15 protein-coding genes are annotated in these 14187 nt (G+C 67.2%); 14 read left to right on the plus strand and 1 reads right to left on the minus strand.

Annotation, left to right across the window (positions count from 1 at the left end):
- Positions 1-115 precede the first annotated feature (115 nt).
- The 10 genes from nrdR (at position 116) to ACFJGT_RS07470 (ending at position 10195) form a co-directional block, all read left to right on the plus strand.
- On the plus strand, positions 116-610 hold the full coding sequence (gene nrdR / locus ACFJGT_RS07425; RefSeq protein ID WP_199091679.1) for a transcriptional regulator NrdR: 495 nt from the start codon (positions 116-118) through the stop codon (positions 608-610).
- A complete protein-coding gene (gene ribD / locus ACFJGT_RS07430) occupies positions 603-1793 on the plus strand; it encodes a bifunctional diaminohydroxyphosphoribosylaminopyrimidine deaminase/5-amino-6-(5-phosphoribosylamino)uracil reductase RibD (protein WP_377847419.1) in 1191 nt (396 codons plus the stop codon). The genes nrdR and ribD overlap by 8 nt, the downstream gene beginning before the upstream one ends.
- Entirely contained in the window at positions 1793-2440 is a 648-nt protein-coding gene (locus ACFJGT_RS07435; RefSeq protein WP_377847421.1) for a riboflavin synthase, read from the plus strand. The genes ribD and ACFJGT_RS07435 overlap by 1 nt, the downstream gene beginning before the upstream one ends.
- Before the next feature lie 34 nt (positions 2441-2474).
- On the plus strand, positions 2475-2984 hold the full coding sequence (gene ribH / locus ACFJGT_RS07440) for a 6,7-dimethyl-8-ribityllumazine synthase (RefSeq protein ID WP_377847423.1): 510 nt from the start codon (positions 2475-2477) through the stop codon (positions 2982-2984).
- Entirely contained in the window at positions 2981-3445 is a 465-nt protein-coding gene (nusB, locus tag ACFJGT_RS07445) for a transcription antitermination factor NusB (RefSeq protein ID WP_377847425.1), read from the plus strand. Before ribH ends, nusB begins: the two co-directional genes overlap by 4 nt.
- 154 nt (positions 3446-3599) lie before the next feature.
- The gene (thiL, locus tag ACFJGT_RS07450; protein ID WP_377847427.1) at positions 3600-4595 is read left to right on the plus strand and encodes a thiamine-phosphate kinase; all 996 of its coding nucleotides are present in this window, start codon (positions 3600-3602) and stop codon (positions 4593-4595) included.
- 36 nt (positions 4596-4631) lie between these two features.
- On the plus strand, positions 4632-5834 hold the full coding sequence (locus ACFJGT_RS07455) for an MFS transporter (RefSeq protein ID WP_377847429.1): 1203 nt from the start codon (positions 4632-4634) through the stop codon (positions 5832-5834).
- A gap of 35 nt (positions 5835-5869) precedes the next feature.
- Positions 5870-6670, plus strand: a complete 801-nt coding sequence (gene allE / locus ACFJGT_RS07460; RefSeq protein WP_377847431.1) for a (S)-ureidoglycine aminohydrolase — start codon at positions 5870-5872, stop codon at positions 6668-6670.
- A 213-nt stretch (positions 6671-6883) separates the two neighbouring features.
- Complete coding sequence (locus ACFJGT_RS07465; RefSeq protein ID WP_377847433.1) at positions 6884-9040, plus strand: sodium-translocating pyrophosphatase; 2157 nt, start codon at positions 6884-6886, stop codon at positions 9038-9040.
- Between the two features lie 228 nt (positions 9041-9268).
- On the plus strand, positions 9269-10195 hold the full coding sequence (locus ACFJGT_RS07470) for a DMT family transporter (RefSeq protein ID WP_377847436.1): 927 nt from the start codon (positions 9269-9271) through the stop codon (positions 10193-10195).
- Positions 10196-10278: 83 nt separating this feature from the next.
- On the opposite strand, the gene ACFJGT_RS07475 is transcribed toward ACFJGT_RS07470, so the two are convergent.
- On the minus strand, positions 10279-10773 hold the full coding sequence (locus ACFJGT_RS07475; RefSeq protein WP_377847437.1) for an outer membrane protein assembly factor BamE: 495 nt from the start codon (positions 10771-10773) through the stop codon (positions 10279-10281).
- 150 nt (positions 10774-10923) lie between these two features.
- On the opposite strand from ACFJGT_RS07475, the gene ACFJGT_RS07480 reads away from it, so the two are divergent.
- From ACFJGT_RS07480 to ACFJGT_RS07495, 4 genes are all read left to right on the plus strand, one after another.
- Positions 10924-11457: a ubiquinol-cytochrome C chaperone family protein gene (locus ACFJGT_RS07480; protein WP_377847440.1), complete on the plus strand. Its 534-nt coding sequence runs from the start codon at positions 10924-10926 to the stop codon at positions 11455-11457.
- On the plus strand, positions 11447-12004 hold the full coding sequence (locus ACFJGT_RS07485) for a YceD family protein (RefSeq protein WP_377847442.1): 558 nt from the start codon (positions 11447-11449) through the stop codon (positions 12002-12004). Before ACFJGT_RS07480 ends, ACFJGT_RS07485 begins: the two co-directional genes overlap by 11 nt.
- A 114-nt stretch (positions 12005-12118) precedes the next feature.
- Positions 12119-13177, plus strand: a complete 1059-nt coding sequence (plsX, locus tag ACFJGT_RS07490) for a phosphate acyltransferase PlsX (RefSeq protein WP_377847444.1) — start codon at positions 12119-12121, stop codon at positions 13175-13177.
- Positions 13178-13190: 13 nt separating this feature from the next.
- Positions 13191-14168: a beta-ketoacyl-ACP synthase III gene (locus ACFJGT_RS07495; RefSeq protein WP_377847447.1), complete on the plus strand. Its 978-nt coding sequence runs from the start codon at positions 13191-13193 to the stop codon at positions 14166-14168.
- Positions 14169-14187: the final 19 nt, after the last annotated feature.

Here is a 14187-nt window from a genome sequence, read left to right on the forward strand (position 1 = left end):
CATCGCCGCGCGCAGCATATCAGCAGCGGCGCCTTGACGTCTGGCGCGACAACCGGCGCTGGGGCAAAGAAGCGTCGGGCGGTTTCGCCCATCAGGCATTCCGAAGGATAAGCGCATGCGCTGCCCCTATTGCAGCTCCCTCGACACGCAGGTGAAGGATTCCCGTCCCACCGACGATCACGCCTCGATCCGCCGTCGGCGGGTCTGCCCGGATTGCGGCGGCCGCTTCACCACCTTCGAGCGCGTGCAGTTGCGTGAACTGACCGTCGTCAAGCGCTCGGGCCGTCGCGCGCCCTTCGATCGCGACAAGCTGGAAACCTCGATCGCGCATGCCCTGCGCAAGCGCCCGGTCGCGCCGGAGCGGATCGAGCGCATGGTCAACGGCATCGTGCGCCAGCTCGAAAGCTCGGGCGAGGCGGAGATCCAGAGTTCGGCCATCGGCGAATTGGTGATGGAGGGGCTGAAAGGCCTCGACGACGTCGCCTATGTCCGCTTCGCCTCGGTCTACAAGAATTTCCGCGAGGCCAAGGATTTCGAGGAGCTGCTCGGCCAGCTCGGCACGATCGAGGAGGAGGGCGTCTCCGCCCCGCCGCGCCGCGCCGATGACTGATCCCAGGGCTTCTTCGCGCGAAGCGGCCATCGCGTCGCGCGAAGACAATGCGTCGAACCGACAGCAGGCGATCGATCGCATCTTCATGCGCCAGGCGCTCGCCTATGGCGCTCGCGGCCTCGGCACGACCGCGACCAACCCTTCCGTCGGCGCCATCGTCACCCGCGACACGCCGGATGGCCCCGTCGTGGTCGCCCGCGGCCATACCCAGCCCGGCGGCCGTCCGCATGGCGAGGCGCATGCCTTCTCGCGGGCCGGCGCGGCCTCGATGGGCGGCACGCTCTATGTCACGCTCGAACCCTGCTCGCATCGCTCGGTGCGCGGCGGTATCCCCTGCGTCGAGCACACCATCCTCTCGGGCGTGAAGCGCGTGGTCTCGGCGATGTCGGATCCGAATCCCTTCATCGCCGGTCTCGGCCACGCGCTGCTGCGGACAGCCGGTATCGAGGTTACGGTCGGTGTGCTGGAAGACGAGGCGCGGCAGGCGCATCGCGGCTATCTCACGCGCATCACGCAGGGGCGCCCGATGGTGACCTTCAAGATCGCCCGCACCGCCGACGGCTATGCCGGCGGGGCAGGGGGCGTGCCGCTCGCGGTATCGAGCCCGGTCGCGGGCGGCTGGGTCCATCTCCAGCGCGCGCATCACGACGTCATCATGCTCGGCATCGGCTCGGTGCTGGCAGACGACCCGCAGCTCACCGTGCGCCTTCCCGGCATGGCGGACCGCTCGCCGATCCGCGTCATCCTCGACACGCATCTGCGCCTGCCCCTGACCTCGAAGCTCGTCCGCACGGCCCGTGAGGTCCCGGTCTGGGTGATCGCCGCCGAGACGGCTCCGATCGAGCCCGAGCAGGCGCTGGTCGCGGCGGGCGTCGAAGTCATGCGGGTCTCGAGGGATAATGACGGTCATCTCGACCTTGCCGAGGCGCTCACCCTGCTCGGCACGCGCGGCATCAACCGCGTCTTTTCGGAAGGCGGCCCGCGCATCGGCGAGAAGCTCGCGCTTGCCGGGCTGGCCGACGAGATCATCGTCTCGACCGCGCCGAAAACGCTGGGGCAGCCCGGCATCGTTGCCGTACGTCCGGGGCTTGCCGGCTTGCTCGCCGACCCCGATCTATACGCCCTTGTCGAGACCGGCCTGATCGGTCAGGACCGTTTCGAGCATTTCACGAGGAGAGGCTGATGTTCACCGGCATCGTCACCGCCATCGGCGAGGTCGTGGAGGCCGAGCGCAAGGGGCCGAGCCTCAAGCGTCTCGCCATCGCCTGCCCCTATGAGGCGGAGGGCATCGCCATCGGCGCCTCGATCGCCTGTGCCGGCGTCTGCCTGACCGTCACCGCCCTGCGTCCGCGCACGGATGGCGAGCCCGGCTGCATCTTCCAGGTCGAAGCCGCGGCCGAGACGCTGGCGAAGACGATCGTCGGTACGTGGGAGCCGGGCACGCGGATCAATCTCGAGCGCTCGCTCAAGGTCGGCGATGAACTCGGCGGCCATCTCGTCGTCGGCCATGTCGACGGCCCCGGCCGCATCCTGAAGATCGATGCGATCGAGCCCGATCCCGACGAGCCCTGGGGCGCGACCGCGCGCTTCCATATCCGCGCCCCGCAAGGCCTGGAGCGTTTCATCGCCACCAAGGGCTCGATCTGCCTCGACGGCACCTCGCTCACCATCAACTCGGTGGAGGACGATGTCTTCACCGTGCTGCTGATTCCGCACTCCTTCGCTGTCACCACGTGGGGGCAGCGCAAGGAGGGCGACCCCGTTCATGTCGAGGTCGATCTGATGGCACGGTATGCCGCGCGGCTTGCGGAGGCGCGCCCGCAAGGGTAACCAGCCCGATCACATTCCAAGAAGGACAGAAGAAATGGCCGGACCCCGGCAGACCTCGGCCGACAAGGCCGCAACTCCTGCCGTCGAGATCGACGGCGCGCGCGTCCTCGTGGTCGAGGCCCGCTTCTATGACAACTACGCCGACGAATTGCTGGCGGGCGCAACCGCGGTGCTGGAAGACGCCGGCTGCCGCGTCGATGTCGTCACCGTTCCCGGTGCGCTCGAAATCCCCTCGGCGATCGTCATCGGCCTGCGCGCCGCCGACGAGGCCGTCGACCCCTATGAGGCGGTCGTCGCGCTCGGCACCGTCATCCGCGGCGAGACCGGCCATTACGACATCGTCGCCGGCGAAAGCTCGCGCGCGCTGATGGACCTTTCGGTCGCTTTCGCCCTGCCGCTCGGCAACGGCATCCTGACCGTCGAGAACGAGGCGCAGGCCTGGGCCCGCGCCAACCGCGCGGACATGAACAAGGGCGGCGGCGCCGCTGAAGCCGCGCTCGCCGTGCTGCGCTACAAGCGCTCCCTGGCGGAGCAATCCAAGTGAGCCGCGCCGAGAAGCGGCGCGGGGCGCGGCTCTCGGTCGTGCAGGCGCTCTACGAGATGGAAATCGGCGGCCGTGGCGTCGTCGAGGCGATGGCCGAGTTCGAGACCTTCTGGATCGGCAAGGAGGTCGAGGAGATCGAACTGCCGGAGGCCGAGATCGCCTTCTTCCGCGACATCCTCGGCGGCGTCGTCCGCGAGCAGCGCCTGGTCGACCGCACGGTCGACGAGCTTCTGGCCAAGGACTGGCCGCTGAAGCGGGTCGAGGCCGTGGTCCGCGCGATCCTGCGCGCTGGCGCCTATGAGCTCGCCTTCCGCAAGGACGTGCCGGCCCGCGCCGTGATCTCCGAATATGTCGCGGTCGCCCGCGCCTTCTACGAGGGCGACGAGATCGGCATGATCAACGCCGTGCTCGACCGCATGGCCCGCGATTTCCGCGCCGACGAATTCGACCCGGCGGCTTAGGTTTTCCTCAGCCGCCATCCCGGGCGACCGAAGGGAGACCCGGGATCCATGCCGGAGCATATCCGATAGAGGTTCAGGCATGGAGCCCGGATCGGCGCCGCTGACGCGGCTTGTCCGGGATGACCTTGGAATAGTTGCGGAGCTTCGCTGCCCCATGGCCGATAACCAGCGCCCCGGCGAATTCGAGCTGATCGCCCGCTATTTCGCGCCGATCGCCGGGCCGGGCGGGCTTGGCCTCCTCGACGATGCCGGCCTGCTGCGGCCCGGCCGCGGATACGAGGTCGTGGTCACGGCTGACGCGCTCGTCGCCGGCGTCCATTTCTTCCCCGACGATCCGCCCGACGCGATCGGCTGGAAGGCGCTGGCCGTCAACATCTCCGATCTTGCCGCCAAGGGCGCCAAGCCCGAAGGCTTCGTTCTGACGCTCGCCCTGCCGCGCGGCTGGACCGAGGGCTGGCTCGCCGGTTTCGCTGCCGGTCTCGCCCGCATGGCCGAAGCCGCCGGTTGCCCGCTGATCGGCGGCGACACCGTCTCGACCGCGGGGCCGCTCACGCTCTCGATCACCGCCTTCGGCACGGTTCCGGCCGGGCGGATGGTCAAGCGCTCCGGCGCGAAGCCCGGCGATGTCGTGCTCGTCTCCGGCAGCATCGGCGACGGCGCGCTCGGCCTCAAGGCCCATGGCCCCGACAAGCCGGACTGGGTCGCTGCGCTCGGCACGGAGGATCGCGCCTTCCTGGCCGACCGCTACCTCCATCCGCAGCCGCGCCATGCGCTGGCGGACGCCTTGCAGCGCCATGCCTCGGCGGCGATGGACATATCCGACGGGCTTGTCGGCGATCTCGCAAAACTCCTGAAAGCCTCCGGCGTGGGGGCCGAAATCGATCTCGATGCGATCCCGCTCTCCGGCGCGGCCCGCGCGGCGCTCATGGCTGTTCCCGCATTGGCGGAACTGGCCTGGACCGGCGGAGACGACTACGAAATTCTCTGCACGGCCTCGGAAATAGAATGTCCTGCTCTGATCGCTGCGGCAGAAGGAAAGATGCTTCTGCTGACGCCGATCGGGCGGATATCGGATGAGGCCGGCGCGGTGACGTATCGCGAGAAGGGTGAGGCGCGCGGCTTCGCGCAGGGCTCCTTCTCTCATTTCTGACAGCGGCGCATCATGGCGGCCGCGAGGCGCGTTGTGATGAACCAGCACTTCTCGGCTATCGATGGCGACAGGCTCGCAAAGCGCAATGCGCTGGTGCTGGCCGGCGCGCAGGCGCTCGGCGGCGCCAATCCGGCGATCATCGTCTCGCTCGGCGGGATCGTCGGCGCCCAGCTCGTCGCCGACCAGGCTTTCGCGACCGTGCCGGTCAGCCTGCTCCAGCTCGGCATCGCCGCTGGAGTGATCCCGGCCGCGATGATCATGCGCAGGCTCGGGCGGCGCAACGGTTACCTGATCGGCGCCCTCGTCGGTGCGGCGGGCGCGAGCCTCGCGGCCGGCGGCGTCTCGCTCAGGCTGTTCTGGCTGTTCTGCCTGGGCACCTTCGTCTGCGGGCTCTATGGCTCCTTCGTCCAGAGCTACCGCTTCGCCGCTGCCGATACCGCGACCGACGATTTCCGGCCGCGTGCGATTTCCTGGGTCATGATCGGCGGCCTCGCCGCAGGCGTCATCGGCCCGCAATCGGTCTACTGGACGCGCGACCTGACGCCTTCCGCCCCCTTCGCCGCCAGCTTCCTGGCCCAGGGCATGCTCGCGCTGATCGCCATCCTGATCGTTTCCCGCCTGCGCGCACCGCCGGTCGCTGCGGTCCGTTCGGGCGGCGGGCGCCCGCTCGGTGAGATCATGCGCCAGCCCAAGTTCATCGCCTCGGTGACGGCCTCGCTCGTGGCCTATGGCCTGATGAGCTTCGTGATGACGGCAGCGCCGATGGCGATGGTCGCTTGCGGCCATTCGGTCGGTGACGCAACGCTCGGCATCCAGTGGCACGTGCTGGCGATGTTCGGGCCAAGCTTCTTCACCGGCCGCCTGATCGCCCGCTTCGGCAAGGGCACGGTGACCGCGGTCGGGCTCGGCCTGACCGCATTGGCCGCGGTCGTCGGCCTGACCGGCCTGAGCGTCGGCCATTTCTGGCTGGCCCTGATCCTGCTCGGTATCGGCTGGAATTTCGGCTTCATCGGCGCGACCGCGCTGGTGACCGATTGCTACCGGCCGGAGGAGCGCGTGAAGGTCCAGGCCGCCAACGACTTCCTCGTCTTCGGCTCGGTCGCCATCGCCTCCTTCTCATCGGGCGGCCTGCTCAGCCATGGCGGCTGGACGGCCGTGAACTGGCTGATCTTCCCGCCGGTCGCGATTGCCCTCATGCTGGTCGCCTGGCAGCGCTTTCAGCGGCCGGCTGCGGCCTGAGCGGCCGTCGGCAGATTCAGGACCGGAGTAGATCGATGAACAACCGCGCCTTCCCGCCTGCGACCGGTCAGGTTCCGCCCGGCGCCATCGGGCATAATCGCGGTGTCATCAAGTCGAACTACGCCTTCATGCCGCCGGAGGGCGTGCTGGTCAGCCGCCTGCCGCAATATCGCGACACCATCGTCCGCGTCCTGACAGGCCCGGTGATGGGCGCGGTTTTCGCCCAATATGTCCTCGAGATCGCGCCGGGCGGCGGCACGCCGACCGCCTTCAGCGAGGACGGCATCCAGCATTTCTTCTACGTCCTCGCGGGCGAGGCGCGAATCGCCGTGGCCGGCGGCGCGGCGCAAGCGCTGACGGCTGGCGGCTTCGCCTATCTGCCGCCGGCAACCGCCTTCACCCTGCGCAACGAAACGGCGGAGACCATCCGCGTTCTCGCCCTGCGCAAGCGTTACGAGACGGCGCCGGGCCTTGCCGTGCCGGAGCCGATCGTCTCGCATCAGGATGCGGTGCCGATCACGAATCACACCGGCATGGAGGGGCGCGGCTTCCAGTTCCTGCTGCCCTATGGCGACATGCGCTTCGATTTCGAGATGAACCTGATGTGGTTCAAGCCGGGCGTCTGCTTCCCGGCGGTCGAGACCCATGTGATGGAGCACGGCCTCTACATGCTGGAAGGGCAGGGGCTCTACCTGCTCGGCGCCGACTGGCATGAGATCTGGGAGCGGGATTTCATCTGGATGGGCGGTTTTTGCCCGCAGCAGTTCTATCCGACGGGCTACGGCGATGCCTGCTACCTGCTCTACAAGAACGTCAATCGCGACCTCGCGCTCTGAGCTTTCGCGAATCTGCCTGACATTCGATCAAATTTGTAAGCCGGGGCGTTTGCGCTCCTCGCCGAAACTTGCCACAAATTCGCCTGACACTGGCGACGCGGAGCGGGCCTTGAGTCTTTAGGGCCCGTTTTTTCGCTGCCTGACGTCCAACGCTGCAACAATGAGGAGCGACAGCGCTCCCGCCGACTGCAAGCTCTAGGGTCAGGAAATCGAATGTCAGCTCTGCTTATCATCATCGTATTGAGTGCGCTTTCCATAGCCTACGGCGTCTGGGCCTATGGCGATGTGATGAAGCGCGATGCCGGCAACCAGCGCATGCAGGAGATTTCCGGCGCGGTCGCCGAAGGCGCGCAGGCCTATCTCAAGCGCCAGTACCTGACCATTTCCATGGTCGGCGTCGTGCTTTTCGTCGCGCTTGCCTGGCTGCTCGGCAAATGGGTGGCGATCGGCTTCCTGATCGGCGCGGTGCTCTCGGGCGTCGCCGGCTTCATCGGCATGAACGTCTCGGTCCGCGCCAACGTCCGCACGGCCCAGGCCGCGATGCAGTCGCTGGGCGAGGGCCTCGATGTCGCCTTCAAGGCGGGCGCCGTCACCGGCATGCTCGTCGCCGGCCTCGCGCTGCTCGGCGTCGCCGTCTATTACGGCGTCCTGACCTCCTTCCTCGGCTTCGAGGCCTCCAGCCGCACGGTGATCGATTCGCTGGTGGCGCTGGGCTTCGGCGCCTCGCTGATCTCGATCTTCGCCCGTCTCGGCGGCGGCATCTTCACCAAGGGCGCTGACGTGGGCGCCGACCTCGTCGGCAAGGTCGAGGCCGGCATTCCCGAGGACGATCCGCGCAACCCAGCGACCATCGCCGACAATGTCGGCGACAATGTCGGCGACTGCGCCGGCATGGCCGCCGACCTGTTCGAGACCTATGCGGTGACGCTGGTCGCGACCATGGTGCTCGCCGCGATCTTCTTCGCCGGCCAGCCGGTGCTGGGCACGATGATGCTCTACCCGATGGCCATCGGCGCGGCCTGCATCGTGACCTCGATCATCGGCACCTTCTTCGTGAAGCTCGGCGCCAACCAGTCGATCATGGGGGCGCTCTACAAGGGCTTCATCGCCGCCGGCGTGCTCTCGGTCGGCGCGATCGCGGCCGTGAACTACGTGATGTTCGGTGGCTTCTCGATGGCCTTCAAGACGGCGCAGGGTGTCAGCTTCACCTCGGGCGGTCTCTTCGCCTGCGCGCTGGTCGGCCTCGCGGTGACGCTGCTCATCGTCGTCATCACCGAGTACTACACCGGCACCGGCAAGCGTCCGGTGGTCTCGATCGCCCAGGCCTCGGTGACCGGCCACGGTACCAACGTCATCCAGGGGCTCGCGGTATCCCTGGAATCGACGGCGCTGCCGACGATCGTCATCATCGCCGGCATCATCGTGTCCTACACCTTTGCCGGCCTGTTCGGCATCGCCATCGCCACCACCGCGATGCTGGCGCTGGCCGGCGTGGTCGTTGCCCTCGATGCCTTCGGCCCGGTCACCGACAATGCCGGCGGCATCGCCGAGATGGCGGGCCTGCCCAAGGAGGTCCGCCACTCCACCGACGCGCTCGACGCGGTCGGCAACACCACCAAGGCGATCACCAAGGGCTACGCGATCGGCTCGGCCGGCCTCGGCGCCCTGGTGCTCTTCGCGGCCTATACCTCGGACCTGAACTTCTTCATCGGGGAAGCCAACAAGGCGGGGTCGACCACCTTCCAGTACTTCAAGGGCGTCACGGTCGATTTCACCCTGTCGAACCCCTATGTCGTCGTCGGCCTGCTGCTCGGCGGCCTCATCCCCTTCCTCTTCGCGGGCATGGGCATGACGGCGGTCGGGCGCGCGGCGGGCTCCGTCGTGGAAGAGGTGCGTCGCCAGTTCCGCGAGAAGCCCGGCATCATGCAAGGCACGGAGCGTCCCGATTATGCGCGCGCCGTCGATCTGCTGACCAAGGCCGCGATCAAGGAAATGGTCGTGCCTTCGCTCCTGCCGGTGCTGGCGCCGATCGTGACCTATTTCGTGATCTACTGGATCGCCGGCAAGAACAACGCCTTCGCGGCCGTTGGCGCCATGCTGATGGGCGTGATCGTCACCGGCATCTTCGTCGCGATCTCGATGACCTCGGGCGGCGGCGCCTGGGACAACGCCAAGAAGAGCTTCGAGGACGGCTTCGTCGACAAGGACGGCGTGCGCCACATGAAGGGCTCCGAGGCTCACAAGGCCTCGGTGACTGGCGACACCGTCGGCGACCCCTACAAGGACACGGCGGGCCCCGCCGTAAACCCGGCGATCAAGATCACCAACATCATCGCCCTGCTGCTGCTGGCGATCCTGGCGCATTCCTGATCGCAGGCATCGACGATGCATTCCGGACCCGCGGCGAAAGCCGCGGGTCTTTTCGCTTCTAGAGACGGCAAGGCTGAAAAGCCCTTGAAGGCAACGGCTTAAAGGCGGCGCTTGAATCAATCCGGCAAGCCCTTGAATCAAGCTCGGAAGCTACGGCCGGCTCCGTAGCGTTCCCGCATGCTTCGCTGCCTCCCGGCTGGCATGGTCCCGCCAACTCCAGGAGGAACCATGTCTACGCACATGCTTGACCAACCCGCCGCCACGCCCAACCGCGCCGTGGAGCTCACGCTCCTGCTGATTCTGGCCGGGCTCTGGGGCGGCTCCTACACCTTCATCAAGCTCGGCGTGGAGACGATCCCGCCTCTGACCCTGATCGCAGCCAGGACGCTGATCGCGGGCCTCGCCCTGCTCGTCGTCATCCGCTGGCGCGGTCTTCGTTTGCCCCGCGATCTCGCGACATGGCGGCAGTTCCTGATCCAGGCCTGCCTCAACAGCGTCGTGCCCTTCACGCTGATCGCCTGGGCCGAGCGCAGCGTCGATGCGGGGCTGGCGACGATCCTGAGCTCGACCAGCCCGATCTTCGTCGTCCTGCTGTCCTGCCTCTCTGCTTCGGCGGAGCGCCTGCCGGGCCTGCGCCTCGCCGGCATCGCGGCCGGCCTCGCCGGTACCATCCTGATCGTCGGAACGCAGGCGATGGCGGGCTTCGGCGAGCAGCTCTGGGCACAGCTTGCGCTGGTCGCGGCCAGCCTCTGCTATGGCGGGGCCGCCCTGTTCGGGCGCAGCTTCAAGGGCCTAGATCCGATCATGCCGGCGGCCGGTTCGCTGCTCTGCGGTGCGCTCGTCCTGCTGCCGCTCAGCCTGATGATCGACCGGCCCTGGACCTTGTCGCCCTCGGCTCAGTCGATTCAGGCGCTGGTCGCGCTCTCGTTCGTTTCGACCGCGCTGGCCTTCGTGATCTATTTTCGGTTGATCGCACGGCTGGGCTCGGTCGCGACGACATCGGTCGCCTATCTGCGCGTTCCGACAGGCGTGCTGATCGGCATGATCGTCCTGGGGGAGACGCTCGCGCCCACGGCCTGGGTCGGGCTTGCTCTTGTCATCGCCGGCGTGCTGGCGATGACGTTGCCGCTGCGCGCGCGTCGGATAGCCCCCTGATGGGGGAGTTTGCCCCAGAACGAAAAAAGCCCGCGGCGCGAGCCGCGGGCTTTTCGATGTCGATCGCCTGAAAGGCGTTGCGCTTACGAGCCGAGCGGGTTGAACTTGGTGACGCCCTTGAACAGGTTGCGCAGGAAGCTCTGCTCCTCGCCGCCGGTCGGGGTCGTGCGGCTGATGAAGTCGAAGATCACGCCGTCCTGCAGGCCGTAATGGGCGATGCGCTCGACCTTGAAGCCCTTGTTGAAATAGATCACCAGCACCTGCTGGTCGATGGTCTGCGGATCCTGGAACTGGAACCGGCGACGCATCGTCTGGCTGATATAGTAGAAGGTGCGGTTTCCGACCGTCGAGGTCGTAGACGGCGTGCCGAGTGTCGTCAGCACCGCCTGCACGTCCATGCCGACCTTGATCTGCGCGATCAGCGCATCGTCCATCACGAAGCCGCGGCTGAACACTTCGTTGATGCCGGACGAGGTCGGCAGCATGAAGCCACCGGCATCGGGGCCACAGCCGGCCAGCACAAGGGAGGTGGTCGCGAGGGCTCCGAGCAGAGCCGTGCGGCGGGTGATCTGGGTCATGCGGGCACGATCCGAAAGGCGAGCACGGCCGGGGACGATCCCAAGCCGCTTGTCAAAAGGGTAAGGGTTGGCGTAACGCCCGAGGATGGCTTTGGCAAGGCGAGGACGCCCCGGGCAAGAGCGGGCGGGAGCAAACAGGTGATTTTCGGGTTGTTCGGCAAGCGCGCCAATCGGCGCTCCCCTGTGGACACGCTGTTTGCGCGGGTCGCCGAGGCTTCGCGCCTGCCGGCGCTCTACATCGAGGGTGAAATTCCCGACAGCTTCGAGGGCCGGTTCGAATCGCTGACCCTGCATGTTTTCCTGGTGTTGCGCCGCTTGCGCGAACTGCCGGCACCTGCCGCCGACCTGGCCCAGGAATTCATCGATGCCTGCTTTGCCTATCTCGAGCTGGGCTTCCGCAATGGCGGCGTCAGCGACGTTGCCGTACCCAAGAAGATGAAGAAGATCGGCCAGATGTTCTATGGCCGCGTGCAAGCCTATGAGGCTGCGTTGGCCGCGCCCGGCCTGGAGGCGCTGACCGAAGCGCTGGGGCGCAATGCCTGTGCGCCGGAAGCGGCGCCGACGCTCGCGGCTTACATGCGGACCGCGCAGGAGGCGATAGCCACCGCCGGTCTCGACGATATCTTGAACCGGGAAGATCTCTTTCCCGCCTTCGCAGTCCGGGAGGCCGCCCATGACGCCTGATCGCGCTCCGGCTTCGCTGCTCAGCCATCCGATCCGTATCGAGGCGATCCGCCCGCGCGGCAGCGAGGTCGTGGTCCGGGCGGAAGCCGAGCAATTGCCCGGCATCGCCGCGCTGCTCGGCCTTGTCTCCATCGAGGCTCTGGAAGCGCGCTACACGCTCTCGCGCAATGGCGAGCGCGTGAAGCTCGACGGCCGCATCGCGGCCCGCTTCCACCAGGCTTGCATCGTGACGCTCGATCCGTTCCCGGTTCAGCTCGACGTGCCCGTGCAGCTCGACTTTGCCCCCGAGGAAGAGACTGCGGCCTTCGCCCGGCGCAACGAACGTGACGATGCCGAGATCGATATCGAGGTGCTGCTGAACGAGGACGACCCGCCCGAGCCCATCGTCGACGGCGTCATCGAGCTCGGTGGCATCACGCTGGAGTTCCTGGCGCTGGCGCTTGATCCCTATCCGCGCAAGCCCGGTGCCAGTTTCGAGTCGTCGGCGGGTGACACCCGCGCGGAATCGCCTTTTGCGGCGCTTGCAAAGTTGAAACGCGGTGACTGAAGCGCTCTCTGGCTCTTGCGCAGCTTGCGGCGACGGCCCAAACCACTATTGTCCGGCCGGCACTGAGCCGCCCCGGATCGAAGGTCGGCCATTTCCGGGACACGCCAGAATTCCATGACAAGACCGGTTACAATCGCGCTCGATGCGATGGGCGGGGATCACGGCCCTTCCATCGTCATACCCGGCGCCGCCCTGATGCTCGAGCGCCGCCCGGATGCCCGCTTCGTCATCTTCGGCGACGAGAAGCAGGTGCTGCCGCTGATCGACCAGCACCCGAAGCTCAAGGCCGTCACGACCTTCCATCACACCGAGGTCTCGGTGAAGATGGACGACAAGCCGAGCCAGGCGCTGCGCTACGGCCGCTACAAGTCGTCGATGTGGCGCGCGATCGACGCGACCAAGACGGGGGAGGCGGATGTCACCGTCTCGGCCGGCAATACCGGCGCCTTGATGGCGATGTCGAAATTCTGCCTGAAGTCGATGCCGCTGGTCGACCGGCCGGCGATCGCCTGCCTGTGGCCGACGGCGCGCGGCGAGAGCATCGTGCTCGATGTCGGTGCTACCATCGGCGCGGATGCGCGCCATCTCGTCGACCTCGCGGTGATGGGCGCGGCCATGGCCCGTGTCGTGTTCGACCTCGACCGGCCGACGGTCGGCCTGCTCAATGTCGGCGTCGAGGAGATCAAGGGCGTCGAGGCGGTCAAGGAAGCGGGGCGTATTCTGCGCGAGAGCAACCTGCCGCATCTCGCCTATCACGGCTTCGTCGAAGGCGACGATCTCGGCAAGGGCACGGTCGATGTCGTGGTCACCGAGGGCTTCACCGGCAATATCGCGTTGAAGACCGCCGAAGGCACCGCCCGCCAGATCGCGGATTACCTGCGCGCGGCGATGAGCCGTTCGCTGATGGCCAAGATCGGCTATATCTTCGCCCGCGGCGCCTTCGCGGCGCTGAAGGAGAAGCTCGATCCGCGCAAGTCCAACGGCGGCGTCTTCCTCGGGCTCGAAGGCATCGTCATCAAGAGCCATGGCGGCACGGATGCGATCGGCTTCGCCAGCGCGGCCGAATTGGGGTATGAAATGGCACGCGAGGACCTGATGGCGAAGGTCCGCGAAATGGTCGCCGCGAGCACGCGTCCGGAGCTGACGGCCGCGCAGCCCGCCGAGGCGGAATAGGGAACGATCTCTTTTGTCCATACTGCGCTCTCAAGTCGTCGGCTGCGGCTCCTTTCTGCCCGCGCGCATCGTCACGAATGCCGAGCTGGCCGCGCGCGTCGATACCAGTGACGAGTGGATCGTCCAGCGTACCGGCATCCGCCAGCGCCATGTCGCGGCCGATGACGAGCCGACCTCGGTAGTCGGCCTCAAGGCGGCGCAGGCGGCGATTGCCGATGCCGGCATCGATCCGTCCGAGATCGACCTGATCATCGTCGCGACCGCGACGCCGGATCATACCTTTCCGGCGACTGCGACGCAGATCCAGGCCGCGCTCGGCATCACCGGTGGCGCTGCCTTCGACGTGCAGGCGGTTTGCTCCGGCTTCGTCTTCGCGCTGGCGACCGCCGACAAGTTCCTGACCACGGGCAGCGCCCGCGCCGCGCTGGTGATCGGTGCCGAGACCTTCTCGCGCATCCTCGACTGGGAGGACCGCGCCACCTGCGTGCTGTTCGGCGACGGCGCCGGCGCCGTGGTGCTGAAAGCGGTGCCGGGCGAGGGAACGCTGGCCGATCGCGGCATCCTCACCACCCATATCCGCTCGGATGGCCGCCACAAGGACAAGCTCTATGTCGATGGCGGCGCGGGCTCGACCAAGACGGTCGGCTTCCTGCGCATGGAAGGCAAGGAGGTCTTCCGCCACGCCGTCACCAACCTCGCCGAGACGGTGCGTCACACGTTCGAGCAGACGGGCCTCACCGGCGCCGATATCGACTGGTTCGTTCCGCATCAGGCCAATCGCCGCATCATCGACGCGACGGCCGACAAGCTCGGCATCAGCCACGACAATGTCGTCGTAACGGTCGACCGTCACGGCAACACCTCTGCGGCCTCGATCCCGCTCGCCTTGGCCGAGGCTCACGCCGATGGCCGCATCAAGCGGGGACAGCTCGTCCTGATCGAGGCGATGGGTGGCGGCTTCACCTGGGGCTCGGCCTTGATCCGCTGGTGACATTGCGGCAATAAACTCA

The sequence above is a fragment of the Allobosea sp. UC22_33 genome (genome assembly GCF_042700715.1).
Classification (GTDB): domain Bacteria; phylum Pseudomonadota; class Alphaproteobacteria; order Rhizobiales; family Beijerinckiaceae; genus Allobosea.

Bases quoted from the DNA above. Each gene is read 5' to 3' on its own strand.
- ribD (WP_377847419.1), top strand. From the start codon at position 603: ATGACTGATCCCAGGGCTTCTTCGCGCGAAGCGGCCATCGCGTCGCGC.
- ACFJGT_RS07470 (WP_377847436.1), top strand. From the start codon at position 9,269: ATGTCTACGCACATGCTTGACCAACCCGCCGCCACGCCCAACCGCGCC.
- ACFJGT_RS07465 (WP_377847433.1), top strand. From the start codon at position 6,884: ATGTCAGCTCTGCTTATCATCATCGTATTGAGTGCGCTTTCCATAGCC.
- nrdR (WP_199091679.1), top strand. From the start codon at position 116: ATGCGCTGCCCCTATTGCAGCTCCCTCGACACGCAGGTGAAGGATTCC.
- thiL (WP_377847427.1), top strand. From the start codon at position 3,600: ATGGCCGATAACCAGCGCCCCGGCGAATTCGAGCTGATCGCCCGCTAT.
- ribH (WP_377847423.1), top strand. From the start codon at position 2,475: ATGGCCGGACCCCGGCAGACCTCGGCCGACAAGGCCGCAACTCCTGCC.
- allE (WP_377847431.1), top strand. From the start codon at position 5,870: ATGAACAACCGCGCCTTCCCGCCTGCGACCGGTCAGGTTCCGCCCGGC.
- plsX (WP_377847444.1), top strand. From the start codon at position 12,119: ATGACAAGACCGGTTACAATCGCGCTCGATGCGATGGGCGGGGATCAC.
- ACFJGT_RS07475 (WP_377847437.1), bottom strand. From the start codon at position 10,773: ATGACCCAGATCACCCGCCGCACGGCTCTGCTCGGAGCCCTCGCGACC.
- ACFJGT_RS07485 (WP_377847442.1), top strand. From the start codon at position 11,447: ATGACGCCTGATCGCGCTCCGGCTTCGCTGCTCAGCCATCCGATCCGT.
- ACFJGT_RS07455 (WP_377847429.1), top strand. From the start codon at position 4,632: ATGAACCAGCACTTCTCGGCTATCGATGGCGACAGGCTCGCAAAGCGC.
- ACFJGT_RS07435 (WP_377847421.1), top strand. From the start codon at position 1,793: ATGTTCACCGGCATCGTCACCGCCATCGGCGAGGTCGTGGAGGCCGAG.